Annotated in this window: 23 protein-coding genes and 2 pseudogenes; 15 read left to right on the top strand and 10 right to left on the bottom strand. The window is 40.5% G+C overall.

The features are described 5' to 3' along the window. Nucleotides 1-4 precede the first annotated feature (4 nt). Entirely contained in the window at nucleotides 5-2,140 is a 2,136-nt protein-coding gene (locus HWQ37_RS26690) for a serine/threonine-protein kinase (RefSeq protein ID WP_292753211.1), read from the bottom strand. Nucleotides 2,141-2,160: 20 nt separating this feature from the next. Here HWQ37_RS26690 and HWQ37_RS26685 point away from each other — a divergent pair, with 20 nt between their 5' ends. The 10 genes and pseudogenes from HWQ37_RS26685 to HWQ37_RS26640 form a co-directional block, all read left to right on the top strand. Then, nucleotides 2,161-2,286 (top strand): hypothetical protein, encoded by a 126-nt coding sequence (locus HWQ37_RS26685; RefSeq protein ID WP_292753208.1) that lies wholly within the window; start codon nucleotides 2,161-2,163, stop codon nucleotides 2,284-2,286. A gap of 674 nt (nucleotides 2,287-2,960) precedes the next feature. Continuing rightward, on the top strand, nucleotides 2,961-3,701 hold the full coding sequence (cysE, locus tag HWQ37_RS26680) for a serine O-acetyltransferase (protein ID WP_292753205.1): 741 nt from the start codon (nucleotides 2,961-2,963) through the stop codon (nucleotides 3,699-3,701). A 66-nt stretch (nucleotides 3,702-3,767) separates the two neighbouring features. Then, nucleotides 3,768-3,998 (top strand): Asr1405/Asl0597 family protein, encoded by a 231-nt coding sequence (locus HWQ37_RS26675; RefSeq protein WP_292753202.1) that lies wholly within the window; start codon nucleotides 3,768-3,770, stop codon nucleotides 3,996-3,998. A 304-nt stretch (nucleotides 3,999-4,302) separates the two neighbouring features. Continuing rightward, entirely contained in the window at nucleotides 4,303-4,500 is a 198-nt protein-coding gene (locus tag HWQ37_RS26670) for a DUF2949 domain-containing protein (protein ID WP_292753199.1), read from the top strand. A gap of 371 nt (nucleotides 4,501-4,871) precedes the next feature. Continuing rightward, on the top strand, nucleotides 4,872-6,005 hold the full coding sequence (gene nifV, locus HWQ37_RS26665) for a homocitrate synthase (protein WP_292753196.1): 1,134 nt from the start codon (nucleotides 4,872-4,874) through the stop codon (nucleotides 6,003-6,005). Continuing rightward, nucleotides 5,992-6,279, top strand: coding sequence for a nitrogen fixation protein NifZ (locus tag HWQ37_RS26660; RefSeq protein WP_094349913.1), 288 nt, complete (start codon nucleotides 5,992-5,994; stop codon nucleotides 6,277-6,279). The genes nifV and HWQ37_RS26660 overlap by 14 nt, the downstream gene beginning before the upstream one ends. Further along, nucleotides 6,254-6,457 carry a putative nitrogen fixation protein NifT gene (gene nifT / locus HWQ37_RS26655; protein ID WP_114083693.1) on the top strand — a complete coding sequence of 68 codons (204 nt, stop codon included), beginning with the start codon at nucleotides 6,254-6,256 and terminating at the stop codon, nucleotides 6,455-6,457. Before HWQ37_RS26660 ends, nifT begins: the two co-directional genes overlap by 26 nt. A 102-nt stretch (nucleotides 6,458-6,559) precedes the next feature. After that, entirely contained in the window at nucleotides 6,560-7,105 is a 546-nt protein-coding gene (locus HWQ37_RS26650; RefSeq protein ID WP_292753193.1) for a (2Fe-2S) ferredoxin domain-containing protein, read from the top strand. Between the two features lie 329 nt (nucleotides 7,106-7,434). Next, nucleotides 7,435-8,598: a PD-(D/E)XK nuclease family protein gene (locus tag HWQ37_RS26645; RefSeq protein ID WP_292753190.1), complete on the top strand. Its 1,164-nt coding sequence runs from the start codon at nucleotides 7,435-7,437 to the stop codon at nucleotides 8,596-8,598. 168 nt (nucleotides 8,599-8,766) lie between these two features. Then, a pseudogene (locus HWQ37_RS26640) lies at nucleotides 8,767-8,904 on the top strand (Uma2 family endonuclease); the annotation flags it as partial. Here the strand turns inward: HWQ37_RS26640 and HWQ37_RS26635 are convergent. Both HWQ37_RS26635 and HWQ37_RS26630 read right to left on the bottom strand, forming a co-directional pair. Beyond that, nucleotides 8,903-9,136: pseudogene (locus HWQ37_RS26635) on the bottom strand (PIN domain-containing protein); the annotation flags it as partial. The pseudogenes HWQ37_RS26640 and HWQ37_RS26635 sit on opposite strands and share 2 nt — an antisense overlap. After that, nucleotides 9,133-9,381 (bottom strand): FitA-like ribbon-helix-helix domain-containing protein, encoded by a 249-nt coding sequence (locus tag HWQ37_RS26630; RefSeq protein ID WP_292753187.1) that lies wholly within the window; start codon nucleotides 9,379-9,381, stop codon nucleotides 9,133-9,135. The pseudogene HWQ37_RS26635 and the gene HWQ37_RS26630, both read right to left, overlap by 4 nt. A 579-nt stretch (nucleotides 9,382-9,960) precedes the next feature. On the opposite strand from HWQ37_RS26630, the gene HWQ37_RS26625 reads away from it, so the two are divergent. Next, nucleotides 9,961-10,653 (top strand): SNF2-related protein, encoded by a 693-nt coding sequence (locus tag HWQ37_RS26625; RefSeq protein ID WP_292753184.1) that lies wholly within the window; start codon nucleotides 9,961-9,963, stop codon nucleotides 10,651-10,653. Nucleotides 10,654-10,724: 71 nt separating this feature from the next. Next, a complete protein-coding gene (locus HWQ37_RS26620; protein WP_292753182.1) occupies nucleotides 10,725-11,648 on the top strand; it encodes a protein NO VEIN domain-containing protein in 924 nt (307 codons plus the stop codon). A 128-nt stretch (nucleotides 11,649-11,776) separates the two neighbouring features. Here the strand turns inward: HWQ37_RS26620 and HWQ37_RS26615 are convergent, their stop codons facing one another. Then, nucleotides 11,777-12,124: a helix-turn-helix transcriptional regulator gene (locus HWQ37_RS26615; RefSeq protein WP_104908183.1), complete on the bottom strand. Its 348-nt coding sequence runs from the start codon at nucleotides 12,122-12,124 to the stop codon at nucleotides 11,777-11,779. A 323-nt stretch (nucleotides 12,125-12,447) separates the two neighbouring features. On the opposite strand from HWQ37_RS26615, the gene HWQ37_RS26610 reads away from it, so the two are divergent. Beyond that, nucleotides 12,448-13,539 carry a DUF262 domain-containing protein gene (locus HWQ37_RS26610; protein ID WP_292753176.1) on the top strand — a complete coding sequence of 364 codons (1,092 nt, stop codon included), beginning with the start codon at nucleotides 12,448-12,450 and terminating at the stop codon, nucleotides 13,537-13,539. Then, complete coding sequence (locus HWQ37_RS26605) at nucleotides 13,536-14,234, top strand: MAE_28990/MAE_18760 family HEPN-like nuclease (protein ID WP_292753173.1); 699 nt, start codon at nucleotides 13,536-13,538, stop codon at nucleotides 14,232-14,234. The genes HWQ37_RS26610 and HWQ37_RS26605 overlap by 4 nt, the downstream gene beginning before the upstream one ends. Here HWQ37_RS26605 and HWQ37_RS26600 read toward each other — a convergent pair. The 4 genes from HWQ37_RS26600 to HWQ37_RS26585 form a co-directional block, all read right to left on the bottom strand. Beyond that, a complete protein-coding gene (locus tag HWQ37_RS26600; protein ID WP_292753170.1) occupies nucleotides 14,231-15,271 on the bottom strand; it encodes a DNA cytosine methyltransferase in 1,041 nt (346 codons plus the stop codon). The two genes, HWQ37_RS26605 and HWQ37_RS26600, sit on opposite strands and share 4 nt — an antisense overlap. A gap of 155 nt (nucleotides 15,272-15,426) precedes the next feature. Then, nucleotides 15,427-17,307 carry a glutamine--fructose-6-phosphate transaminase (isomerizing) gene (glmS, locus tag HWQ37_RS26595; RefSeq protein ID WP_292753167.1) on the bottom strand — a complete coding sequence of 627 codons (1,881 nt, stop codon included), beginning with the start codon at nucleotides 17,305-17,307 and terminating at the stop codon, nucleotides 15,427-15,429. A gap of 331 nt (nucleotides 17,308-17,638) precedes the next feature. Next, entirely contained in the window at nucleotides 17,639-17,884 is a 246-nt protein-coding gene (gene psaC / locus HWQ37_RS26590; protein ID WP_015175986.1) for a photosystem I iron-sulfur center protein PsaC, read from the bottom strand. A 455-nt stretch (nucleotides 17,885-18,339) separates the two neighbouring features. Beyond that, nucleotides 18,340-18,576, bottom strand: a complete 237-nt coding sequence (locus tag HWQ37_RS26585) for a hypothetical protein (protein ID WP_292753164.1) — start codon at nucleotides 18,574-18,576, stop codon at nucleotides 18,340-18,342. Between the two features lie 209 nt (nucleotides 18,577-18,785). Between HWQ37_RS26585 and HWQ37_RS26580 the strand changes: the two genes are divergently transcribed. Continuing rightward, a complete protein-coding gene (locus HWQ37_RS26580) occupies nucleotides 18,786-19,154 on the top strand; it encodes a Dethiobiotin synthetase (protein WP_292753161.1) in 369 nt (122 codons plus the stop codon). A 116-nt stretch (nucleotides 19,155-19,270) separates the two neighbouring features. Here HWQ37_RS26580 and HWQ37_RS26575 read toward each other — a convergent pair whose 3' ends face one another. Both HWQ37_RS26575 and HWQ37_RS26570 read right to left on the bottom strand, forming a co-directional pair. Further along, a complete protein-coding gene (locus tag HWQ37_RS26575) occupies nucleotides 19,271-19,882 on the bottom strand; it encodes a hypothetical protein (RefSeq protein WP_292753157.1) in 612 nt (203 codons plus the stop codon). 226 nt (nucleotides 19,883-20,108) lie between these two features. Next, nucleotides 20,109-21,326 (bottom strand): ABC transporter permease, encoded by a 1,218-nt coding sequence (locus HWQ37_RS26570; protein ID WP_292753155.1) that lies wholly within the window; start codon nucleotides 21,324-21,326, stop codon nucleotides 20,109-20,111.

Genomic DNA, 21,326 nt, shown 5'->3' with positions numbered 1-21,326 from the left:
TTTTTCAGCTTATTGACAATAAGCTCTTTCTGTTGACATGATGCGTTTGCCCTGGAGCTAAACCCCGGTAGAAATAAGCTAGTGCATCGTTGGGATTAATTTTGATAGCTTGAGTGTAGTCTGCAATTGCTGTTTGCTTATCTCCTAAAGCAGAGTGAGCATTACCCTGGTTATTGTAAGCACCTGCATAGTTGGGATTAATTTTGATAGCCTGAGTGTAGTCTTCAATTGCAGCTTGCTTATCTCCTAATTCCGAGCGAGCTAAACCCCGGTTGTTGTAAGCGTATACAAAGTTGGGATTAATTTTGATGGCTTGAGTGTAATCTTCAATTGCAGCTTGCTTATCTCCTAATTCACCACGAGCTACACCCCGGTTGCAATAAGCTAGTGCATCGTTGGGATTAATTTTGATAGCCTGAGTGTAGTCTTCAATTGCAGCTTGCCTATCTCCTAATTTATAGCGATCTACACCCCTATTGTGGTAAGCGTATACAAAGTTGGGATTAAGTTTGATGGATTGGGTGTAGTCTGCAATTGCTGTTTGCTTATCTCCTAAAGCAGAGTGAGCATTACCCCGGTTATTGTAAGCACCTGCATAGTTGGGATTAATTTTGATAGCCTGAGTGTAGTCTTCAATTGCAGCTTGGTGATCTCCTAATTGATAGTGAGCTAAACCCCGGTAAAAATAAGCTACTGCAAAATCGGGATTAATGTTGATGGATTGGGTGTAATCTGCAATTGCTGCTTGCTTATCTCCTAATTCCGAGCGAGCATTACCCCGGTTGTGGTAAGTACTTGCATCGTTGGGATTAAGTTTAATGAATTGGGTGTAATCTTCAATTGCTGCTTGCTGATCTCCTAATTCATAGCTAGCATTACCCCGGAGGTTGTAAGCGTATACAAAGTTGGGATTAATTTTTATAGCTTGGTTGTAATCTTCAATTGCTGCTTGCTTATCTCCTAATTCAGAGCGAGCTAAACCCCGGTTGTAGTAAGCGTCTACATAGTTGGGATTAATTCTGATGGCTTGAGTGTAATCTTCAATTGCTGCTTGCTTATCTCCTAATTCATAGTGAGCTAAACCCCGGTTGTAGTAAGCGTCTACATAGTTGGGATTAATTCTGATGGCTTGAGTGTAATCTTCAATTGCACCGCGAAAATCTTTGTTGTTGTATTTTTCTAATCCTTCCTTATAGTAAGTATCAACACTTTTCTGTTTTATTTTTACTGGATTTGTCTGTCCTAGCAAATAAACAGACTGTGAATTTAACGCTTTTAAAACTTCCTCAGCCGATTGATAACGCTGCTGGTGTTCTTCTTGCAACAATTTATCCTGCATTCGCCCAAATTCTTTACTCACTGGTTGCTGCAAATGCTTTCTCCAAGTACTAACCCAACCATAACCTTGTCGTTTCCACAGTTCCCAAGGGTGAATTCCACTCAACAGATGAAAGCAAGTTGCACCTATACTATATAAATCACTGGCTGGATAAGCTTCACCTCCCTGCATTTGTTCTAATGGTGTATAACCAAAAGAACCGATCGCTGTTCCTGGTTGCGTGATCACCGTTGCTGTCAATTGTTTGGATGCACCAAAGTCAATTAGTACTAACTTCCCATCACTGCGACGAATAATATTCTCTGGCTTAATATCGCGGTGAATGACTTTCTGTTGATGAACTGTTTTGAGAATATCTAACAAATCAAGCAACAATTCTCTGACTTTTTGCTCGTTGAAAATTCCCTGCTGTTGTAATTCCGCTAATAAATTCTGCCCGTCGATAAACTCCTGCACCAAATAGAGGCGATTATCTTCATTAAAATACGCCAAAAGTGTGGGAATTTGGGGATGTTTGCCTAACTGTTGTAGTCGCTTTGCTTCTTGCTCAAATAGTTCTGTGGCTTTGTTGAGTGATGCTGTTCCCCGTACTTGGGGTGCAAATTGTTTAATGAGACAAGGCTCATTGAGTTTGTCTGTATCTTCTGCTAAATAAGTTTTACCAAATCCCCCACTACCTAATGTTTTTATCGGGCGATAGCGGTTTCTCAACACTACCAATCCTGTGCCGCAGTTTGTGCAAAACATTGTGCGATCGCTATTGGGGGGATTGTGGCAAGCTGGATTGAGGCAGCAGATCATAACTGTGCATCTATAAGCAAATGTATTTATTATCGCTTAAGCACGACCTACTTCTAGTAGAAACTGCAAAATACTGTATAAATTACGTTTTTCTGCTCGACAGGGTTGCTGATGACCAACTCACCGAACAGGTAGACGATCCCTAACGGCTGTCGGTACAAAAAGTTCTAGATCCCCCCTAACCCCCCTTAAAAAAGGGGGGAACCGGAATCAAAGTCCCCCTTTTTAAGGGGGATTTAGGGGGATCTAAAACGTTTTGCTACCAAGAAGAGGACTTTTCAAACATCCTCTAAGATTTTGCGATCACTATTCCCACACATCTATATAATAAGAAAACAGTCACCATGAGCGATAACTATATTTTGAAACGTATAGATACATACAGACAGCAAATCCTAAAAGAAAATAAAGAAACCTGTCATTCTCCTATCCAAAGAATAAGATACTAATAGTAATAGGATATACAAAATATTCATTTGTAGCCTTATCAAACTCGTATTTGAGTGCATCTGAGTACAGCTTAATATATTGCAAAATATCTTGATAAAATCTTAGCAAATGCTTACGGGTAAAGTTTCTTGTAGCGTGAACAGAAATTCTTAACCCCTGCCCCAAAAATACTAGTACCCCCATCATTAAAGACTAGCACCCCTATCCCAAGATAAATTTTAGGTTTATCTGGAGTCGGGGTTTTGGCGTTTGAGTACAACCTTAATCAATCCAATAAATCCAATCAGCATTGGGTTTTGTATCGAGTTGGATGTCACCTGATATAAGCATAAAAATAGCAGATGACTCATTTACCAGATAGACATTACCGATGCAACAGTCTTTAGACAGTATTAGCGATTGCCAGAAAACCAAAATACAGGATTCTGCCCGCACATCCATGCTGAAAAATTTACTCTCCGGCGTTTTTTTTGAGCCATTATTGAGTGATTTTCGCATTATTTTTGAGCGCGATCCAGCAGCACGTAATTGGCTAGAAGTGGTGTTTTGCTACCCTGGATTGCACGCGCTATCTTTGCATCGTCTTGCTCACTGGTTACATGGTCGAGGAGTCGGTTTTATCCCCCGGTTAATTTCTCATTTGGGGCGATTTTTGACCGGAATTGAAATTCATCCAGGTGCAGAAATTGGTCAAGGCGTGTTTATCGACCACGGAATGGGGGTTGTCATTGGCGAAACTGCGATGGTCGGCGACTATACACTAATTTACCAGGGCGTTACCCTTGGCGGAACTGGTAAAGAAACTGGTAAGCGTCATCCTACAGTCGGCAAAAATGCAGTGATTGGAGCGGGTGCGAAAGTTTTAGGTAATCTGCAAATTGGCGATCGCGTCCGTATTGGCGCAGGTTCAGTTGTCTTGCAGAATGTCCCTAGCGATCGCACTGTGGTGGGAGTTCCGGGCCGAATTATTTCTCGGAACGATAACGCCAGCCTTTCTCCTTTAGAACATGGCAAGCTACCCGATGTGGAAGCAGACGTAATTCGTTCTTTGCTCTCGCGCATCGAGCAACTTGAAAAACAACTGCAAACTTTAGGCGTTAAGAGTCATTAGTCATTGGTCATTAGTCATTAGCAAATGACAAAGGACAACTGACAACTGACAAAGGACAAATGACAAATGACAAATCACGTTTTGCAGATTCCTTTGAGCGATCGCTGGCGAATCTATCACCGTTTGCAAGAGTTAAAAATTAATTGCTCTTGTCCCCCTGATGGTTCTTTACGAGTGCAAGTGAACAATTTGCTCGAAGCAATTCTAATTCGGAGTACAGTTATGCAACTTCTTGCTTCTCGTCACGAATTATTAGAATGGCTAGAGCGTTGCTGGCATTACAGTGATGAGTCATGATTATTTCAAAAAGACCTAATTCAGAGACGATTAATCTTGAATTCATGACGCAAGTACTGGACTTCATCATTTTTGTTCACAGATGCACAAAGCTCAAATAGGTTTAGAGTTTGAAGCTACTGTCCGCTAGGAGAATTTGTTGCAGACTGAGATGGATTAGACGGGGTTTAGATTTTGTTGGGTCTACTAAATCTGAAATTCCCCTGACAATATAGCAACAATTAAAAAGGCAAAATTCCTAAATATAAATTGGAATTTCTGATTTTTAATTCTTTTCCCAAATTAAGAAATTGAAAGTTCGATTATGGCGACTCGGAACAGAGATATAAAACTCCTCAATTTTTTGCAAAATGAACTTGAACTTTCAAATGCTGATATTGCTGTAGCTCTGCGACACCGTGAATTAGAAAATGGCCCACTACCGATGCTCCTCTGGCAGTATGGTTTCGTTGATTTGGAGCAGCTAGAAAAGATTTTTGATTGGCTAGCAGACCACAGTTAGCGAATTTTTACCCCTTAGCTTTGAGTACCATTACCTGCCTAAATTACACTAAAATGCACTAGAAAAGATGAGGTTACGAAGATGATTACATCGATAATTGCTGGATTGTGTGTATTACTTTGTTCGGGATTTGCTAATAGTTATATTAGCTCATTGCTACTCGAAGATATTTCAACCGACATCGGTGAAAACGATTAGTAAATTATACATTGATTTAGTTCCCTGCCATACAGATGTGATGCTAAGAATGGGGCAATAATTAAGGATCATGTATCCTACATTATGAATTGTGATATTTTTAGCATTTGCCATTGCTGGGGATTGTAGAGGGAAAGGATATTAAGAATACTTCCAAGAGAGGGATATTTGCAATGAATCAAATCATAATTAATGACACTACATTACGTGATGGCGAACAAGCAGCAGGTGTTGCCTTTACTCTACAAGAAAAAGTAGCGATCGCTAAGTTTCTCGATGCCATTGGTATACCAGAATTAGAAGTGGGTATACCGGCAATGGGCGACGAAGAAACCCGGGCGATCGCCGCAATTTCTGACTTGGGTTTACAAGCAAAACTCTTAGGCTGGAACCGCGCTGTCATCTCAGATATCAAGGCTTCCATCGCTTGCGGTTTGAACCGAGTGCATATTGCCATTCCCGTCTCTGGTATCCAAATTGCCACCAAATTTCATGGACAGTGGCGAGTAAGTTTACAAAAACTCAAAGACTCAATCCACTTCGCCCTCGATCAAGGTCTTTGGGTAGCAGTCGGCGGAGAAGATTCTTCCAGGGCTGATGAAAACTTCCTCTTAGATGTAGCGCTTTATGCCCAAGAATGGGGTGCATCCCGCTTCCGCTTCTGCGACACTGTAGGAGTTCTCGACCCTTTCACCACCTACACCAAAGTTCAAAGGCTGGTTTCCGCGTTGACGATTCCCTTAGAAATCCACACGCACAATGATTTTGGTCTGGCAACTGCCAACGCCCTTGCGGGTATCAAAGCCGGAGCATCATCAGTAAATACCACAGTTAATGGCTTGGGTGAAAGGGCGGGGAATGCAGCATTAGAAGAAGTTGTTATGGCAATCAAACGCATCTATGGCGTTGATTTGGGCATCGACACACCCAGTTTGCTGGAACTATCTCAACTAGTTGCAGCTGCATCAGGAGCTAGCGTACCACCTTGGAAAGCGATCGTTGGCGAAAACACCTTTGCTCACGAATCGGGAATTCATGCTCACGGGGTATTGCAAAACCCCATTACCTACGAACCATTTGCACCCGAAGAAGTGGGTTGGGAACGGCGTTTAGTAGTAGGTAAACATTCTGGACGGCATTTGGTTGCTAACTTGTTAGAACAGCATGGAATTTTCTTGAACCCCCAAGAAACCCAATCTGTTTTAGATGCAGTACGCCATCAATCGGTACAGAAAAAACGCAGTTTGACGACAGAAGAACTATTGAATTTGGTCAGAGAACAGAGGTACTCTCATGCAACGCGATGAATTAGAACTAAACTTGCCACCTGCTTTTGAAATTGGTGAAAAAGTCAGAGTTCGTAAACTCCTCAAAAACGATGGTACTTTTCCTGGTAAGGAAGTCGGCCAAGTTTTAGTGAATAAGGGAGATATCGGTTACATAGCGAGTATAGGCACATATTTGCAGACTTCCTATATATATGCTGTGCATTTCTTAGAAACAGGGTTCGTCGTCGGCTGTATGAAAAAAGAACTAGAATCTGTTGAGGAATCTCATGAAAGTAATGCTACGGATGAATGATGCCGGTACTTTAGTAGTTTACGTTGCTAAAAAAGACCTTGAAGAAGAAGTCGTCAAACAAACCGATGGGAATGATGGCAAGATTCTCACCCTAGCAAATGGTTGGGAATTAGAATTTCGCGATTTGCCAGACACAGCAAATTTACCCCAAACAGTAGAAGCTAAACGCCTAGCTTAAAAACAGTTAGGAGTTAAGAGTTATGAGTTATAAATTTTAACTCCTAACTCCTCACTCCTAACTCTTCGCTTTTAACTCCCCACTCCTAAATTTTTATCAATCATGGGTAACAAGTATTTGACGTTATCAGAATTGAACCTTGAGGGACAGTTACTAGGTTTTGTTGGTGGTGAACCAGGAAAATATAAATACTTGCAATTGGCAGTTCCATCGGGAAATGTAGATATTAAACTGCCTAAAGAGTTACGCCGTTTACTAAGTTCATCCTTAGTTCCTGGCCAGCAACTTCGCATTTGTGGTCATAGTGAGATAGACTCACGTACAAGTAAAATAAAAATCAAAGCCTATCGAGTGACACCAATTGATGCGTGTCCAAATCAAGAATTACCACCTCAACCCAAAGCGAGGATTATGGTATGTCAAAAGGGCGGTTGCCTGAAACGTGGTGGTAAAAGTTTATTATCAGAATTAGAAAAAACTTTGTGCGATCGCAATTTGTTAGACAAAGTTAGCATTGAACATACCAGTTGCCAAAAATGCTGTAGCAGCGCCCCCAACTGTGTTTTACAAATTGGTAAAAAGAAATACAAGAATATTCATCCTGATGCGATCGCATCTTTGCTAGAAAGTCATTTAACTTCAGAATAATAAGCTTCTCTAGCTATTCTTAAAATAATACAGAACTTTGTAGGGGTAAAATTTTACCCCTATTTGTTGTAAGTATTGCCTTGTATAGCACCCTTGTCAAACTGCGATCGGCTAAGTTATAACTGCTGCACTGCTAGTAATATCGAATACAAACAGAATTTATAAAAACCTGCCCTGGCGAATGGAATTCGCGGCTATACAGACAAAACCCACCTTCGTGGGTTTCAACTTCTTAGAGTCCGCGTAGGCGGACTTTGTTTGTGTAGCCACGGTTTCTAATCGCCGGATATATTTGCTTTTTTGAAATTACTTTCAATACTTAAAAATAAATGTCTTTGTTTACCAATTTACTCAATCTGCATTCAGCAAGTAAACCACGTGAAGATTTTTTTACTGAGATTATTGCTTATTTTTTGTCCCTGAATAATGATATTTTGCTTGATTGGCTAAAACATCACTCAATCATTAGTGATGATAATTATTCCAACATCAAGATTTCAACTCAACAAGAACATCCAGCACTAGCAAGCCATACTGAGGATAGTAGACTTGATATTGTTGTTGAATTATCAAATGGTTTAAGCACAGATGTAATATTTATTGAATCAAAAATTGGCGCGAAGGATGGAAATAATGCTTTAAAAAAATATGCTGATATTTTGAGTAATTTACCAAATATCAGACATCGAATTTTAATTTACATCACCCGTGATTATGATCCAAAAGATGAAATAAAAAAATATTGCTTTGATTTACCACCCAAGGTAAATTTTTTCCAACTCAGGTGGTATCAGTTTTATAGCTTCTTGAAAGAACGCGCGTCTGATATCTTAGCCCAAGAAATATTAATCTTCATGAGGAAAAATGGAATGTCTCACACTAATCAATTTTCATCAGTTGACTTATTGACAATGGTAAATTATAACAAAACTCTCCTTCTTATGGAATCAACTCTCAGTGAAGAAGTACAGCAGGAATTCAAGCTAGCTTTTGGAGGTGTTATCAAAGGTGCAGCAAGTAGGACTCAATGGAAATGGGACGAGAGATATATTATCTACACCCACTTTTCTCCCTCAACATGGGACTTATGGTGTGGTGTTGGATACTTCAATTTAAATCCAAGTAATTTAACTGATTATCCATATTTAGGTATATTTTTGCAAGTTTCTCATAAGTTTGCACAACGCCCAAAAATTATTGAATCAATGCAGAAAGTAATTAACGATAAGCCTAATATATGGACTCCTAGTAATTTAAAAGTTTTGCCAGCATGGTCAGGTATATTTTATCGAAAAAGCTTAAAAGATTTTTTATCTGAAGAAAACCATGTATCTGCTATGAAATTATTTTTCCAAGAGTCAATAAAGGAATTAAAAACGGTTCAGGAACAATATTTTGATTTTCCTTGGAAGGGTGTAAGTATAGAAGCAGTTACAGAACCCGATCAAGAAGAAGATCCAGATATATTATTATCTTCTATCGGTGGAGTTTAACAAAGTTTAGGGGTTTAAGTCCCCTGCTTCTTAAGCAGAACGTTTTGGGTCGGGGTCTAAATCCCCGTCACAAAACTTACTTCCGACTTCCGACTTCCGACTTCCGACTTCGTTTAATTAGTTACGACCATATTAAGATAAAAGTAACTCTGCATTCTCGTAGTTGTTATGAGCCTTACCACTGCTAAACGCTTTACTGTAGCTGAATATCACCGTCTAGCTGAACTCGGCTTCTTTAAGGAAAATGACCGAGTTGAGCTAATTAAGGGTGAAATAATCCAGATGGCAGCAAAAGGTACACCACATAAGGAAGAACACGCCCAGCGAAATCTTCTGAGAACATCAGTTGTGCTGCTTGACTAAGTTCTTCTCGCCGTTTTCCCATAGGGAGTAAGGCGATACCATACAGAATTTCTGCTTGAGTAATTGTTGTGGTAAACAGACTCATTAACGATTGTTGAGCAGCCCAACTACGAACCAGTTCAGACTTTTTAGGCTTCATTAATTCTGACAACACATTTGTATCAAGAATAATCATTCTTCAAACGTTGATACGATGCGAATAGGTTCTCTAGGAATTTCTGGTAATTCAAAGTCTCCCAAATTTGCAAAACGCTGCTCAATCATATTAGCTAAGTTTAAGGGCTGTTCGTGATTTTCTATTAGAGCCATACGAAGAATTTCTTTGGCTTCTTCTTCGAGGGAACGACCATGTTTTTCGGCTCGTTTTTTTAAAAGAGATTTAATATCATCATCAAGATTAGATATAGTAATGTTATTCATAATCAATCGATAGCGTTTTTATGTCAAGTTTATTATAGCGAGTGTACGTGCTATAATTGTTTAACAAATAAGAAGAATAAAAACCGAGTATTATTGTAAACAACTAAAAAAGTTGTAAAATTTGCGCGGCTACAAACACTATTATATCGTTAGGTACTGAGAAGTTTTGAAAAAATAAAGTTCTACAATTTCATCATGCTACCATCCCAAAACAAATAAAAAAGTTGTACAATTTTGCAAACGACTTCCCTGTAAGAATTTGGGAATATTTGCTCTAAGATTTAGTGGCGATTGCATCCCAAGTGCAAAACTGAATTAATAGGTTGAGTTTGCGATGGATGCGATCGCACTCTATTTCACTTTACCTGTAGCCACTAGCATGGAGCGATCGCTTAAATCAGCTCTCAACTAAGCAACGCCATTTTCTAAGCAACATCAAGCTACCACAGCCAAAAGCAGTAAATATACTAACTACTAACCAGCCTAGTGTCTCTTATGGTCATAAGGAGCAATGTTCTACCACAAAACATTAGTGTCTACATTGCTACTGACATCTGCCAAAAGGGAAGACACCGCAATATGCTTAGACTTGAGGATTTGACAAAAGGCACGCAAGTACAAGGTATCCTGCCAAACAGTATTGTCGCCATCGTTGATGCTCAGTGGCATGGCTCTGATGTTGTGGAATTAACATACAAAGATGCTAGCGGCACGCTAGGGAATGAGTTAGTCTTTCGAGACAGAGAACCTACCCTAGAAATAATTACCTCTGGTGGTGCTTGGAGTTTCACTGCTGATGGGGCTAATTTTCGTCTCGCATCAGAAGCGCACCGCATCCGTCTAGCTTATCTGTTCGACCCCTTGCTAGCCGTTCACACCTCTCTAGTCGAACCTTTACCCCATCAAATAACCGCCGTTTATGGGGAAATGTTGACTCGACAACCTCTGCGTTTTCTCTTAGCAGATGATCCAGTTGCAGGTAAAACTATTATGGCGGGTTTGCTGATGCGGGAATTACTGATCCGAGGTGATTTGCATCGTTGCCTTGTGATTTGTCCCGGTAGTTTAGCCCCACAGTGGCAAGATGAATTGTCGCAAAAGTTTCATTTACGCTTTGAAATTCTCACTAACGATCGCATTGAATCAGCAGTTACTGGAAATGCTTTTGCTGAAATGCCGTTGGTGATTGTGCGACTGGACAAACTCAGCCGTAATCAAGATTTACAAGCAAAACTGATGAAAATGATTCCAGCGAGGGAACCCGCGCCTTAGTTTATTTAGAACATTCTATACAAGACGCGCGGACAAATCTAAATGGCTCTAGGCGTTTAGTATCGCGGCGGATGCAATATGTGGAAATCAACCCAGAAGGCAGTACCTACAATGCAGGTTACGCACCTTACCTCAATTACCGTCCGCTAACAGACGAGGAAAAGGGTGTTGTAGAAAAAGTTTTAGAAGAATCTTGGTTGCGAGAAGATTTAGAAGCAAAAGCCAAGAGTTATGCGATCGCTCACCTTGTTCCCCAACATCTTCAAGAACTCAAGCAGCGCAAAGAGGAACTGATTGCTAAGACCATGACAGCAGTAAAAGATAGATTAACCAAGGAGATTAATTACTGGGATCATCGGGCAGAAGAACTGAAAATGCAAGAGGAAGCTGGCAAGCCTAATGCCAAAATTAACTCAGGTAAAGCACGTCAGCGAGCGGATGATTTACAAGCACGGTTAATGCAACGCTTGGAGGAATTAGAGCAAGAACGTAGATTATCGCCATTACCGCCTGTGGTGGTTGGGGGTGCGTTGGTAGTTTCAGTAGGCTTGCTGCAACGAATGCAAGGCAAACAACAGGCAACAACAGCGATGTTTGCCAGGGAGACGGAACGGGTAGAACAGGCAGCAATGAAGGCTGTGATGGAAGTAGAACGCAATTTAGGATACGAACCAACTGATGTGAGTACCCAGAAGTGCGGCTATGATATTGAGTCACGCATCCCGAAAACAGGGCAGTTGCGGTTTATTGAAGTCAAGGGAAGAATTGCATCTGGCCAGACAGTGACAGTAACCAAGAATGAAATTATCACTGCCTTAAATAAGCCTGAGAACTTTATTTTTGCACTGGTAAAAGTGCCTCCGGCAGATGTAATTGATAGTAATTGTTCAATTCGCTATGTGCAGCAACCGTTTCATAAAGAGCCAGATTTCGCAGTCACGAGTGTAAATTACAATTTACAAGAATTGTGGCAGATGGGGACAGCACCGCAATAATTGGAGATTTTAGAGAATTGATCTGCGATCGCAATTTTGTAAGAGTAATGGCTCTTGAGTCACCTGCTTTATTGGATAGCTAGTTATCCAAGTAAAAAGGGATGCTTTTGGTGAGAGCAATCACAGGACTAAACTAACTCTTTAGCAGAAATCCTCAGAGGCTCGACTTTGTGCGATCGCTTTCCTTTGGGTGCTACAAAGCGAATCTCGACATCGTAACCTGCACTCCTAGCAAGTTTTGCTAGAGTTTCAATTTTAGGAACCTGTTTCCCAGATTCAATCCGAGCTAGCTGTGGCTGTTTAATGCCAACCAACTTAGCAAAATCCCGTTGATTTAAGCCGCTAGCCTTCCTTAAAGCAATAACTTGTTTTGCACACTGGAATTCAGATTCCAAGGCATCGTATTCAGCCTTTACCTCTGGATCTGCTAAAACCTCATCACGGATAGAATCCCAAGAAATTGTGTTAGAAGTCATCGTTTTTTACCCTTCTTGGACTTATTACCTTCTGGAGAAGAAGCTTTCTCCTGCTGATTTTTCTCTTGATTCACAAATTCTTTCATCCGTTGTTTAGCCAAGTCCAACTCTTTTTTAGGTAGCTTTGGACTTTTTTTTGAAAGCCGTGAAGCCGTGAAGTAAATGGAGTTTAATTTTACGTCACTTGGGTATTTGTTTTGTATATCTGAGTAGCGATCGCTCCAGTGTTCTTGCGAGTAGGTGAGTGAATGTACAGGTGATAGAATGAATTGTTAAGGGTTTCCTACTCTGATAAATCTACTCTATCCAAATTGGAGAGCAAGATGGCAAAAGCCCCAAACATACCAACAGAACCAGAAATTACAGATGATCAAAGAGAAGCAGCAGAAGCAGAAATTCGTGAAAAACAAAAAATAGTTGATTATGATACAAAAGAGTATCCAGTAGAAGTGCTTGTCCAAAAATATAGAGATGGGCTGGATGAAGACATTAATGAATTGTATATACCAGACTATCAACGGGAAATGATTTGGGAAGAATCTCAGCAGTCAAAGTTTATTGAATCTATTATGCTAGGATTACCAATTCCATATATTTTGGTTGCTGATTTACGACCAAAAGATGATGAATCTCGGTTAGAAATTGTTGATGGTACTCAACGTATCCGTACACTAGACAGATTCATAAATAATGAGTTAAGGCTTTGTGGGCTAGACAAACTACAAAAACTTAACGGCTTTAAATTTAAAGATTTACCACTGGCACGAAGAAGACGCTTCAATCGGGCTACTATTCGCATGATTGTACTAACGGATAAATCTGATGAACAAACAAGAATAGATATGTTTGAACGCATCAATACAGGTAGTGTAGAACTAAATTATATGGAGAAGCGTAGAGGCATATCTCCAGGCCCATTTGTTAATCTTCTTGAAGAACTTGCTAAAAATCCTAAATTTCGCCAACTATGTTCATTCTCAGAAGTACTTGTTAGTAAACGTGAACCAGAGGAATTTGTATTACGCTTTTTCGCATATCTAAATAACTACAAGAATTTCGACAGACGTGTTAATATTTTTCTCGATGAATATCTAGAAAAACATAACCATAGTGGAATAGACAGAGAAGCTATGCGAAATGAATTCCACGCAATGTTAGATTTTGTTGAAGAATATTTTCCAAATGGATTTAGCAAAAAAGAAGGACATGTAAGAACACCAAGAATTAGATTTGAGGCAATTTCTGTAGGTGTTGCACTTGCGCTGAGAGAAAAAAGCAATCTTAAACCTCAATCAATGCACTGGCTTGACTCACCAGAATTTAAGGATTACACCACGTCAGATGCAAGTAATTCCAGACCTAAAGTAATTAAGCGTATTGAGTATGTGCGCGATCAACTTCTCGGTAAATTATGACCAGTGCGTTATTTCAGGATTTCAATGAACGCTCTAAAGAAGTAAGCAAATATTTTATTTTTTTGAAGACCTTAGAAGATGGCACTACTAAATTAAGTATGCAAGGTAAAGAAGGAAACCCAAAAATTAGAAAGATTGATTCTGAGTTAATAAAAACTTTGAAAGCAAGCGGGTTTTTATTGCTCTATAATCTTGTGGAAGCAACAATGCGAAATGCTATCGAAACAATATTTGGTGAACTTAGCAGTAAAGGGGTTTCCTACGATCAAATTAGACCTGAACTTAAGAAAATAGTCATTCAAAACCTCAAAAAACGAAATCCTGATAAAATATTTTCGAGCATCACAGCTATCTCTATTGATATTATTACTGCTGGATTTGATAAAGAAAATCTATTTTCAGGCAATATTGATGGAAACCGAATCAGAATTACGGCGGATGAGTATGGATTTTCACATACAACTGACTATGCTAAAACAGCACATGGAAGTGATTTAGTAACTATTAAAACAAACAGAAATCTTTTGGCACATGGCTTTAAATCTTTTGCAGAGGTAGGACGAGACAAAACTGCTGATGAGCTTCTAGAGATTAAGAGTAAAGTGATTAGATATTTGAGACAAATTCTACAAAATATTGAACAGTATTTAGTTAATAAGGACTATTTGGATTTATCTATTAGAGGAAATCCTTAACGGACAACTTCAAGGTGATTTAGTATGCTTTGAGCGATAACCTCGCCTAGTTTAACTGGAACAGCATTTCCAATCAATCGCCTTATATGACTTAATCCTAAAGCCTCATTGGGGGCGAAAAATTCGTAATTTGCTGGGAAACTTTGTAGTAATGCTGCTTCCCTAAGAGATATAGCCCTATCTTGTTCAGGATGTCCAAAACGACCGTTACCAAATCCAAAACACTGTGTAGTGATAGTCGGGCTAGGTCGATCCCATTCCATCCGACCATAGACCGCAGGATAAGTTTTACCACTGTTTTTTGTGTGGCATTCTGCAATTAATTCTCTAGGCCAATCTCGCCAAGTTCCTCCGGGTTTTGAAGCACGAATACGACGAAGATTCAGATTAGATAGCTTACTGCATAGATGGAGTCGGTCTATCTTAGACTTTTGACCCGCAGAAAGTGGTTCAAGATGTTCAATAGCTTTTCTTACTGTTTCGTATCTTTCTGCATCATGTGTTGGTGGAATTAAGTTAACTTTGCCAAATTTTGAAGCCAGTAAAACTAATCGCTTTCGAGATTGAGGGATTCCATAATCTAGACAGTTAACTTCATAAGATTCCAAAAAATAGTTTAAATTTTCTAATTTATCGATAAATTCATGAAACACTGGATGGTGTTTTAACTGAAGCACATTTTCCATTGAAATAATCTCTGGTTCACATTCTTCTACCAGACGAGCAAAATCACGGCATAGCTTCCACTTTGATTCTTTATCGTTATAACGTCTTGAATAACTTGAAAATGGTTGACAAGGGGCACATCCTGCTAAAACTCTAATGGTGCTGCCAGAAAAATGCTTTGCCAGATCAGAACCGCTAAGATATTCGACATCTTGCAGTATAAATTTTGCTTTATTATTGTACTCGTATGGAAATTTACAAGCTCGATCAATATCATATCCAGCTTTGACTGGAAGACCTGCTTGCTCAAACCCATGAGTTAGTCCTCCAGCACCACAAAACAGATCTACTGTAGAGATGCTGCTAACCATTTACTTCCTCTTCTTGCCATATATAGCCCGATTAGCTAGACTAGCTCATTTTTACAATGACTACAACAAAGGTTTTTTTGAGATAGTCCTCAAAAAATTATGAAGAATTGCACATTGGCTTGTAGTAGCGTCTGGGCGCTACTACTATAAATAGACTATTCCACCGTTACAGACTTGGCCAAATTTCTTGGCTGATCGACATCCAAACCGCGACGGGCGGCAATATGATAAGCCAATAATTGCAAAGGTACTACTGTCAGAATTGGAGAAAGTAATTCTTCAACATGGGAGACGGGAAGAAGATCGTTAAAGATTTCCGCAGCTTCGCCATCGTTGACGGGAGTTACGCCAATTAAGCGAGAATCTCTGGCTTTGGCTTCTTGGGCATTAGAAATAACTTTTTCATATACACTACCAGGTATAGCGATCGCCACTACTGGTACTTTCGCATCTAAAAGAGCGATCGGGCCGTGTTTCATCTCTCCAGCCGGATACCCTTCGGCGTGAATATAGCTGATTTCTTTTAATTTCAACGCCCCTTCTAAAGCTATAGGAAAGTTAATTCCTCTTCCGATAAAAATGAAATCTTGGGTTTCGGCGAATTCGTGGGCTAGCTGTTCGGTTAAACGTTCCTGACTTTCTAAAGTTGCCTCAATTTCTTTAGGAATCTGCCGCAACCCATTAATAATTTTATCTAATGTTTCTTTTGAAACTGTCTGACGACGAGCGGCCAAATCCAATGCTAAAGCATAAAATGCCATCAATTGAGCGGTAAAAGTTTTCGTCGCTGCTACCCCAATTTCAATTCCCGCTAGGGTACTGATAATATGCGGCACTAAATGACCGAGGCTGCTTTCTGGGCGATTGGTAATACCTAGTAGTCGCGCTTGATATTTGAGTTCTTTCCCCTGGCGACGTTCTTTTTCCATTGTCAAAGCTGCTAGGGTATCGGCTGTTTCACCTGATTGGGTAACGCCAATAATCAAGGTGTTAGCTGTTACGGGTGATGGTGCATAACGATATTCAGAAGCGTAATGTACTTGAGTTGAAATTCCTGCGAGTTGTTCGAGTAAATATTTTCCGATTAATGCTGCGTGCCAACTAGTACCACAGGCGACAATCTGAATTTGTTCTAAATCTTTGTATAAATCCGCAGGTAAACCAAGATTGATTGGTGATTCGGTGGATTCCGTTGGATTAAAGTATGCGTCTAAACTAGCTCTTACTACTCCTGGTTGCTCATGGATTTCTTTGAGCATGAAGTGTTTGAAGCCCTGCTTTTCAACCATTGCCGGATTGAAGTTGAGCAGTCGGGGTTGTTTTTTCAGCCTGTCGCCAGCAAAATTGTAAATCTCAGCCCCCAAAGGCGTAAGGCGGGCAATTTCGCCATTTTCCAGAGGTAGCACCGCACGGGTGTAGGCAACGATCGCTGGCGTGTCAGAGGCACAAAATAACTCCCCTTGCCCAAAACCAATTACTAAAGGTGCTTGTTGGCGAACAACAATCAATTCATCGGGGTAATCAGCAGAAATAACGGCGATCGCAAATGCCCCTTTGAGGTGGTTAACAGCTTGGCGAATTGCTTCTAAAAAGGGAGATGAGGAAGATGAGGGAGGAAGATTCTTTAAAAATTCGGCTATTAAATGGGGAATTACTTCTGTATCGGTTTCAGAAAGAAATATGTGTCCTTTGGCTTTGAGTTCTTCGCGTAACTCGCGGTAGTTTTCAATAATGCCATTTTGCACGACAGCTACTCGTTTTGCTGTATCCAAATGGGGATGGGCATTATACTCTTCTGGTTTACCATGAGTTGCCCAACGTGTGTGACCAATACCAATTGGGGCAGGACTTTCTATTTGTTCGAGTTTAGAACGCAGGTTATGGAGTTTGCCCTTTGCCCGCACACAATTTACCTCACCTTCCCAAATAGTGGCGATTCCAGCCGAATCGTAGCCCCTATACTCTAGTTTTTCCAGTCCAGCCAGTAAAATATCTGTCGCCGCTTGAGTGCCTATATATCCAACAATTCCGCACATTCTTCACGCCACTTTTTTTTCAGGATGATTAAATCCAGTATAGTCTCTACCACAAAGTTGACGTTTTGAAAATAAAAAAAGGGAGTAAATTACTCCCCATACCACTAGGTATTGTTATGGATTTTGGTTTTTGAAAGCAGATTAACCGTCAGCTTTTGACCTGACGGTATAAATACAGCTTTTAGGATTTAGACATCCAGAGATTATATCCCCAATCTAAAATTGCGATTTCATGAAGAGTGCTGAGTGAAGAACCAAAAAATTGTATTTCTGATTTACTTCTTTTTATCTCAGCACTCAGCACTCAGCACTCCGATCAGCACTCAGCTTTTTAGTAAGCTAGACCCATACTGCGAGTTGTTTCAGCACCCAGGTAAACCCGGATGCTCAAAAAGTCGGTAGGACAAGCGGTTTCGCAGCGCTTACAGCCCACGCAGTCTTCTGTACGGGGTGAAGAGGCAATTTGAGCAGCTTTACAGCCATCCCAAGGAACCATCTCAAGTACATCAGTAGGGCAAGCGCGGACGCATTGGGTGCAGCCAATGCAGGTATCGTAGATTTTTACAGAATGAGACATTGAATAAACGGCTCCTTTCGAGTGTTCTTCTCTGCGAAAGAATCATAATCAACGCATAGTTTACCGCAGTGGTTGATAGGCCGTAATCAAAAGGCTACATAACTTCAAACAATGTAATAAGCACGCTGAAAATTTGTTTTTGCGAGATTGTCCCTATTGACTAATAATCAGCAACATCATCAGAGCGTATTTACCACAGTGAGGTTGAATCGTAAAGATAGATGAAACAAAATTAAAAGGGAATTTGCGATCGCCACTTCTCCGTGTAAACCAAAATAGTTGGGCAATCTCTATTACATACAAACTTGTTTTTATTACTGAACAAAACTGTTTTTGCTATGTAAATGATTAATTTAAAGACTGCGATGCCTACGGCGGGCTGCGCCTACGCTCACCGATAACTTGTATATTTAACTTTTTAAGTCTGGCAGTTTCATAATGTTTACGTCTATATATCAGAGTATTTCAGAAATCGCAAACTCATCATTTATAGTAGCAATTTCTGTTTTAATATTTGGTTCAATAGCCGTCAATTGCAATTGTCCCTCTAGATGGTTCGCATCAGAAAATTTATCTTTTGCATACTCATTTTCTCGGATTTGTCGAACAATACTTTCTAACAGCCAAAGTTGTTCTTCTACAGACAAGGCAAGGATAGAGCGCTCAATTTCTAGTAAATTCGGTGAGATCATTTTACTTCTGATTCCTAGTAAGGTGTATTTTTCAAAGATATTATATTCAGTCTATCTGGTGAACCTAGAGCATCGCCAATTCCCGATCATTTTCCCCACGCCTATCATTTCACAAATCATCAGAGATTGCTATAAATAATTAGAAACCCGTTTAATGACTTTTTAATTAAGTATTACTGCTGAAGCCAAATGTGCGCTAAACTGACTACATGAATTACGAAACAGCTAGGAAACTCCTCATAGATCAGACAATTACAACCGAGGAAAACCCAGATGCGCTGTTAATGCGTATGAAACAGGGAAAGCCGCCGGTACCCGGTCAGATCACTTCGATTTTGTTGGCATTGAAAGTGGTGTTTGAAGCCCTCAAAGATGCAAAGAGCATAGACCGAGAACTGGCTTTAGCCCTTTATCAGTTAACCATTAAAGCCCAACAGCTATTTGGCGCAGGGCGTAAAGCCGGGGTTGATTGGCCGCCACTATTCAAAGAAGATTTACTACGAATTTCCTTAGCAGCTGAAAGTATCTTTTCGGGTATATGGCAAACCTTAGCTCCTATAGGGTTGGGGAAATTGTAGAACACCAATTCAGTCATCTTTAAACGAGAAAAGATGAGGGGGATGAGGGAGCAGGTGAGGCAGGAGAAGAATTTCTAACTCTTGACAAATGACAAATGACAAATGACAAATAGCCATTAACGAATTTGCAGTTCATTTTCTAGCTTTTCTAGGTCAGTTTTGAGCAAAACCGTCATTTGACCGGTAAAAGCTTTGCCATTCTTGGGTTGGGCAACTTCCACCCAATATACATAGCGATCGCCTACTCGTAATTCTCCCTTTAAGGCTTCCCGAATCGGAGTTTTGGCCAGACGCGATGAATTAACTACTTTCTGATTAGGATATTGATACACTACTTGAGCGCGATCGTAGTCTTGATAAATCTCTAAGCCATAAATTACCCGCAAGGATTCTTGGAGACGCGCAAATGTCATGCCATTAATAGCATCGTACATAGTAATGCGCTCAGTCCGAATTCTGCCACGGTCTTTGGAAAACTCCACCCTACCAGGAGGCAATACCGACGCTTGAAAAGTGAATCGTTGGGCAGCAGTATCAGTCTTTTGCACAAATAATTGCTCGCCTCTCCTGGGGCGGAGTGTAGGATGTGCTTTAATCCAAGTACCCACTTCCTCAGTACTTTGCCCTGGTAAAGCATTGGCTGGGGAATCAAAAAGCGTTCCCACGCAGAGCCAGGGGACTAGAGAAACAGGCAAAATTAAACAGTTAAGTAGAGATTTTTTGAGCATTTTGCTGTTCAGGATTTTTATAGAAATTTCCCCATAAGGGATTAATCATAGTTTTCCCGTTTTTCAGCAAAATTACTTCAATGGGTTATTGCGATCGCGCATCGATGTCTTTATAGCTGTTCGGTTAAGGCAAGAGACGCGATGAATCGCCGTCTGTACAAAACGACTGATTATTGTAGAGACGGCGATTTATCGCGTCTTTGTGATGATTTTTGTGATGATGTATCTAAGCACTTCTCAAAGCCACAATGGGGTCGAGTTTAGCAGCGCGACGCGCAGGAACAACGCCAAAAAATAAACCAATAGCCCCAGACACACCAACAGCCATAGTTATCGCTACAGGAGAAAGACTCGCTTCTAAAGGAGTCAAGGCTCCCACTAATAAGATGCCACTAATACCAATCGCAGTCCCGACTAAGCCGCCAGCAGCAGAAACTATCACAGCTTCAATGATGAACTGTAGCAAAATATCTTGCTCAGTTGCCCCGATCGCTTTTCGCAATCCGATTTCTTGGGTGCGTTCGGTGACGGAGACTAGCATGATATTCATAATGCCAATGCCGCCGACAAACAGCGATATACCTGCGATCGCAGCTAGCATAATTGTCAATGCACCTGTAATTTGACCGACAGTTTGCAAAGCATCTTTCTGGGTGCGAAGGGTAAAGTCATCTTCACCATTAATTTTGTGCCGTAGACGCAGCAAATTAGTAATTTGAAATTCTGCTGCATCCACACTCTCGGAATCACGAGCGGCAGCAACGAGGTAATCTAAGGCAATACCATAAGGAGAATTCTTGCCCACAAGTCGGTTTGCAGATGTGGTGATTGGTATTAAGGCAGCATCATCATAATCTGCTCCCACACTGGAACCTTTAGTTATTAATGTCCCAATCACTTGAAAGCTGGTATTGCCAATTCGCAATTGTTGACCGATGGCGTTATTATTACCAAATAATTTTTCTGCCAAGTCTCCACCTAGCACTACCACTTGGTTACTTCGCTTAATGTCTACCTCAGAGAAAAACCTGCCTTTAGCAGTTTCAAAATCCCGCACTGATAGGAAGGAAGGAGTTGTACCAATGATATTGACATCGGTGTTTCTGTTGCGGTATGTCACTACCTGTCTTCTGTTTAACTCTGGTGCAACTCCTATTACAGTTGGGACTTGAGAAGCGATCGCATCTGCATCTTGCAACACCAGAGTTTTTGGTACTTCAAAGGAAATCCTCTCAGTTTCTTGATTACCTGGAATCACAAATAGCACATTTGGCCCTAATGACTCCAACTGTTTATTTACGTATTTCTGCCCACCTTCGCCAATACCAATCATGGCAATCACCGAAGCGTTGCCAATAACAATACCCAACATCGTCAGGGCGCTACGCAGCTTATTTGACAGCAGGGTTTTCCCCGCCATATTCATGCTTTCCAGAAAATTCAT

Origin of the sequence: Nostoc sp. NMS4 (assembly GCF_017115095.1) — a bacterium.
Taxonomy (GTDB): domain Bacteria; phylum Cyanobacteriota; class Cyanobacteriia; order Cyanobacteriales; family Nostocaceae; genus Nostoc.
This window is presented reverse-complemented; position numbering and strand designations above follow the sequence as displayed.

Coding starts and splice junctions, on each gene's coding strand:
- HWQ37_RS26645 (WP_292753190.1), top strand. CDS start 7,435: ATGTCTTTGTTTACCAATTTACTCAATCTGCATTCAGCAAGTAAACCA.
- HWQ37_RS26650 (WP_292753193.1), top strand. CDS start 6,560: ATGGGTAACAAGTATTTGACGTTATCAGAATTGAACCTTGAGGGACAG.
- HWQ37_RS26605 (WP_292753173.1), top strand. CDS start 13,536: ATGACCAGTGCGTTATTTCAGGATTTCAATGAACGCTCTAAAGAAGTA.
- HWQ37_RS26675 (WP_292753202.1), top strand. CDS start 3,768: ATGACAAATCACGTTTTGCAGATTCCTTTGAGCGATCGCTGGCGAATC.
- HWQ37_RS26570 (WP_292753155.1), bottom strand. CDS start 21,326: ATGAATTTTCTGGAAAGCATGAATATGGCGGGGAAAACCCTGCTGTCA.
- HWQ37_RS26670 (WP_292753199.1), top strand. CDS start 4,303: ATGGCGACTCGGAACAGAGATATAAAACTCCTCAATTTTTTGCAAAAT.
- HWQ37_RS26625 (WP_292753184.1), top strand. CDS start 9,961: ATGCTTAGACTTGAGGATTTGACAAAAGGCACGCAAGTACAAGGTATC.
- HWQ37_RS26580 (WP_292753161.1), top strand. CDS start 18,786: ATGAATTACGAAACAGCTAGGAAACTCCTCATAGATCAGACAATTACA.
- HWQ37_RS26585 (WP_292753164.1), bottom strand. CDS start 18,576: ATGATCTCACCGAATTTACTAGAAATTGAGCGCTCTATCCTTGCCTTG.
- HWQ37_RS26630 (WP_292753187.1), bottom strand. CDS start 9,381: ATGAATAACATTACTATATCTAATCTTGATGATGATATTAAATCTCTT.
- HWQ37_RS26575 (WP_292753157.1), bottom strand. CDS start 19,882: ATGCTCAAAAAATCTCTACTTAACTGTTTAATTTTGCCTGTTTCTCTA.
- nifT (WP_114083693.1), top strand. CDS start 6,254: ATGAAAGTAATGCTACGGATGAATGATGCCGGTACTTTAGTAGTTTAC.
- HWQ37_RS26660 (WP_094349913.1), top strand. CDS start 5,992: ATGCAACGCGATGAATTAGAACTAAACTTGCCACCTGCTTTTGAAATT.
- HWQ37_RS26690 (WP_292753211.1), bottom strand. CDS start 2,140: ATGATCTGCTGCCTCAATCCAGCTTGCCACAATCCCCCCAATAGCGAT.
- HWQ37_RS26685 (WP_292753208.1), top strand. CDS start 2,161: ATGTATTTATTATCGCTTAAGCACGACCTACTTCTAGTAGAAACTGCA.
- cysE (WP_292753205.1), top strand. CDS start 2,961: ATGCAACAGTCTTTAGACAGTATTAGCGATTGCCAGAAAACCAAAATA.
- nifV (WP_292753196.1), top strand. CDS start 4,872: ATGAATCAAATCATAATTAATGACACTACATTACGTGATGGCGAACAA.
- HWQ37_RS26615 (WP_104908183.1), bottom strand. CDS start 12,124: ATGACTTCTAACACAATTTCTTGGGATTCTATCCGTGATGAGGTTTTA.
- glmS (WP_292753167.1), bottom strand. CDS start 17,307: ATGTGCGGAATTGTTGGATATATAGGCACTCAAGCGGCGACAGATATT.
- psaC (WP_015175986.1), bottom strand. CDS start 17,884: ATGTCTCATTCTGTAAAAATCTACGATACCTGCATTGGCTGCACCCAA.
- HWQ37_RS26610 (WP_292753176.1), top strand. CDS start 12,448: ATGGCAAAAGCCCCAAACATACCAACAGAACCAGAAATTACAGATGAT.
- HWQ37_RS26600 (WP_292753170.1), bottom strand. CDS start 15,271: ATGGTTAGCAGCATCTCTACAGTAGATCTGTTTTGTGGTGCTGGAGGA.
- HWQ37_RS26620 (WP_292753182.1), top strand. CDS start 10,725: ATGCAATATGTGGAAATCAACCCAGAAGGCAGTACCTACAATGCAGGT.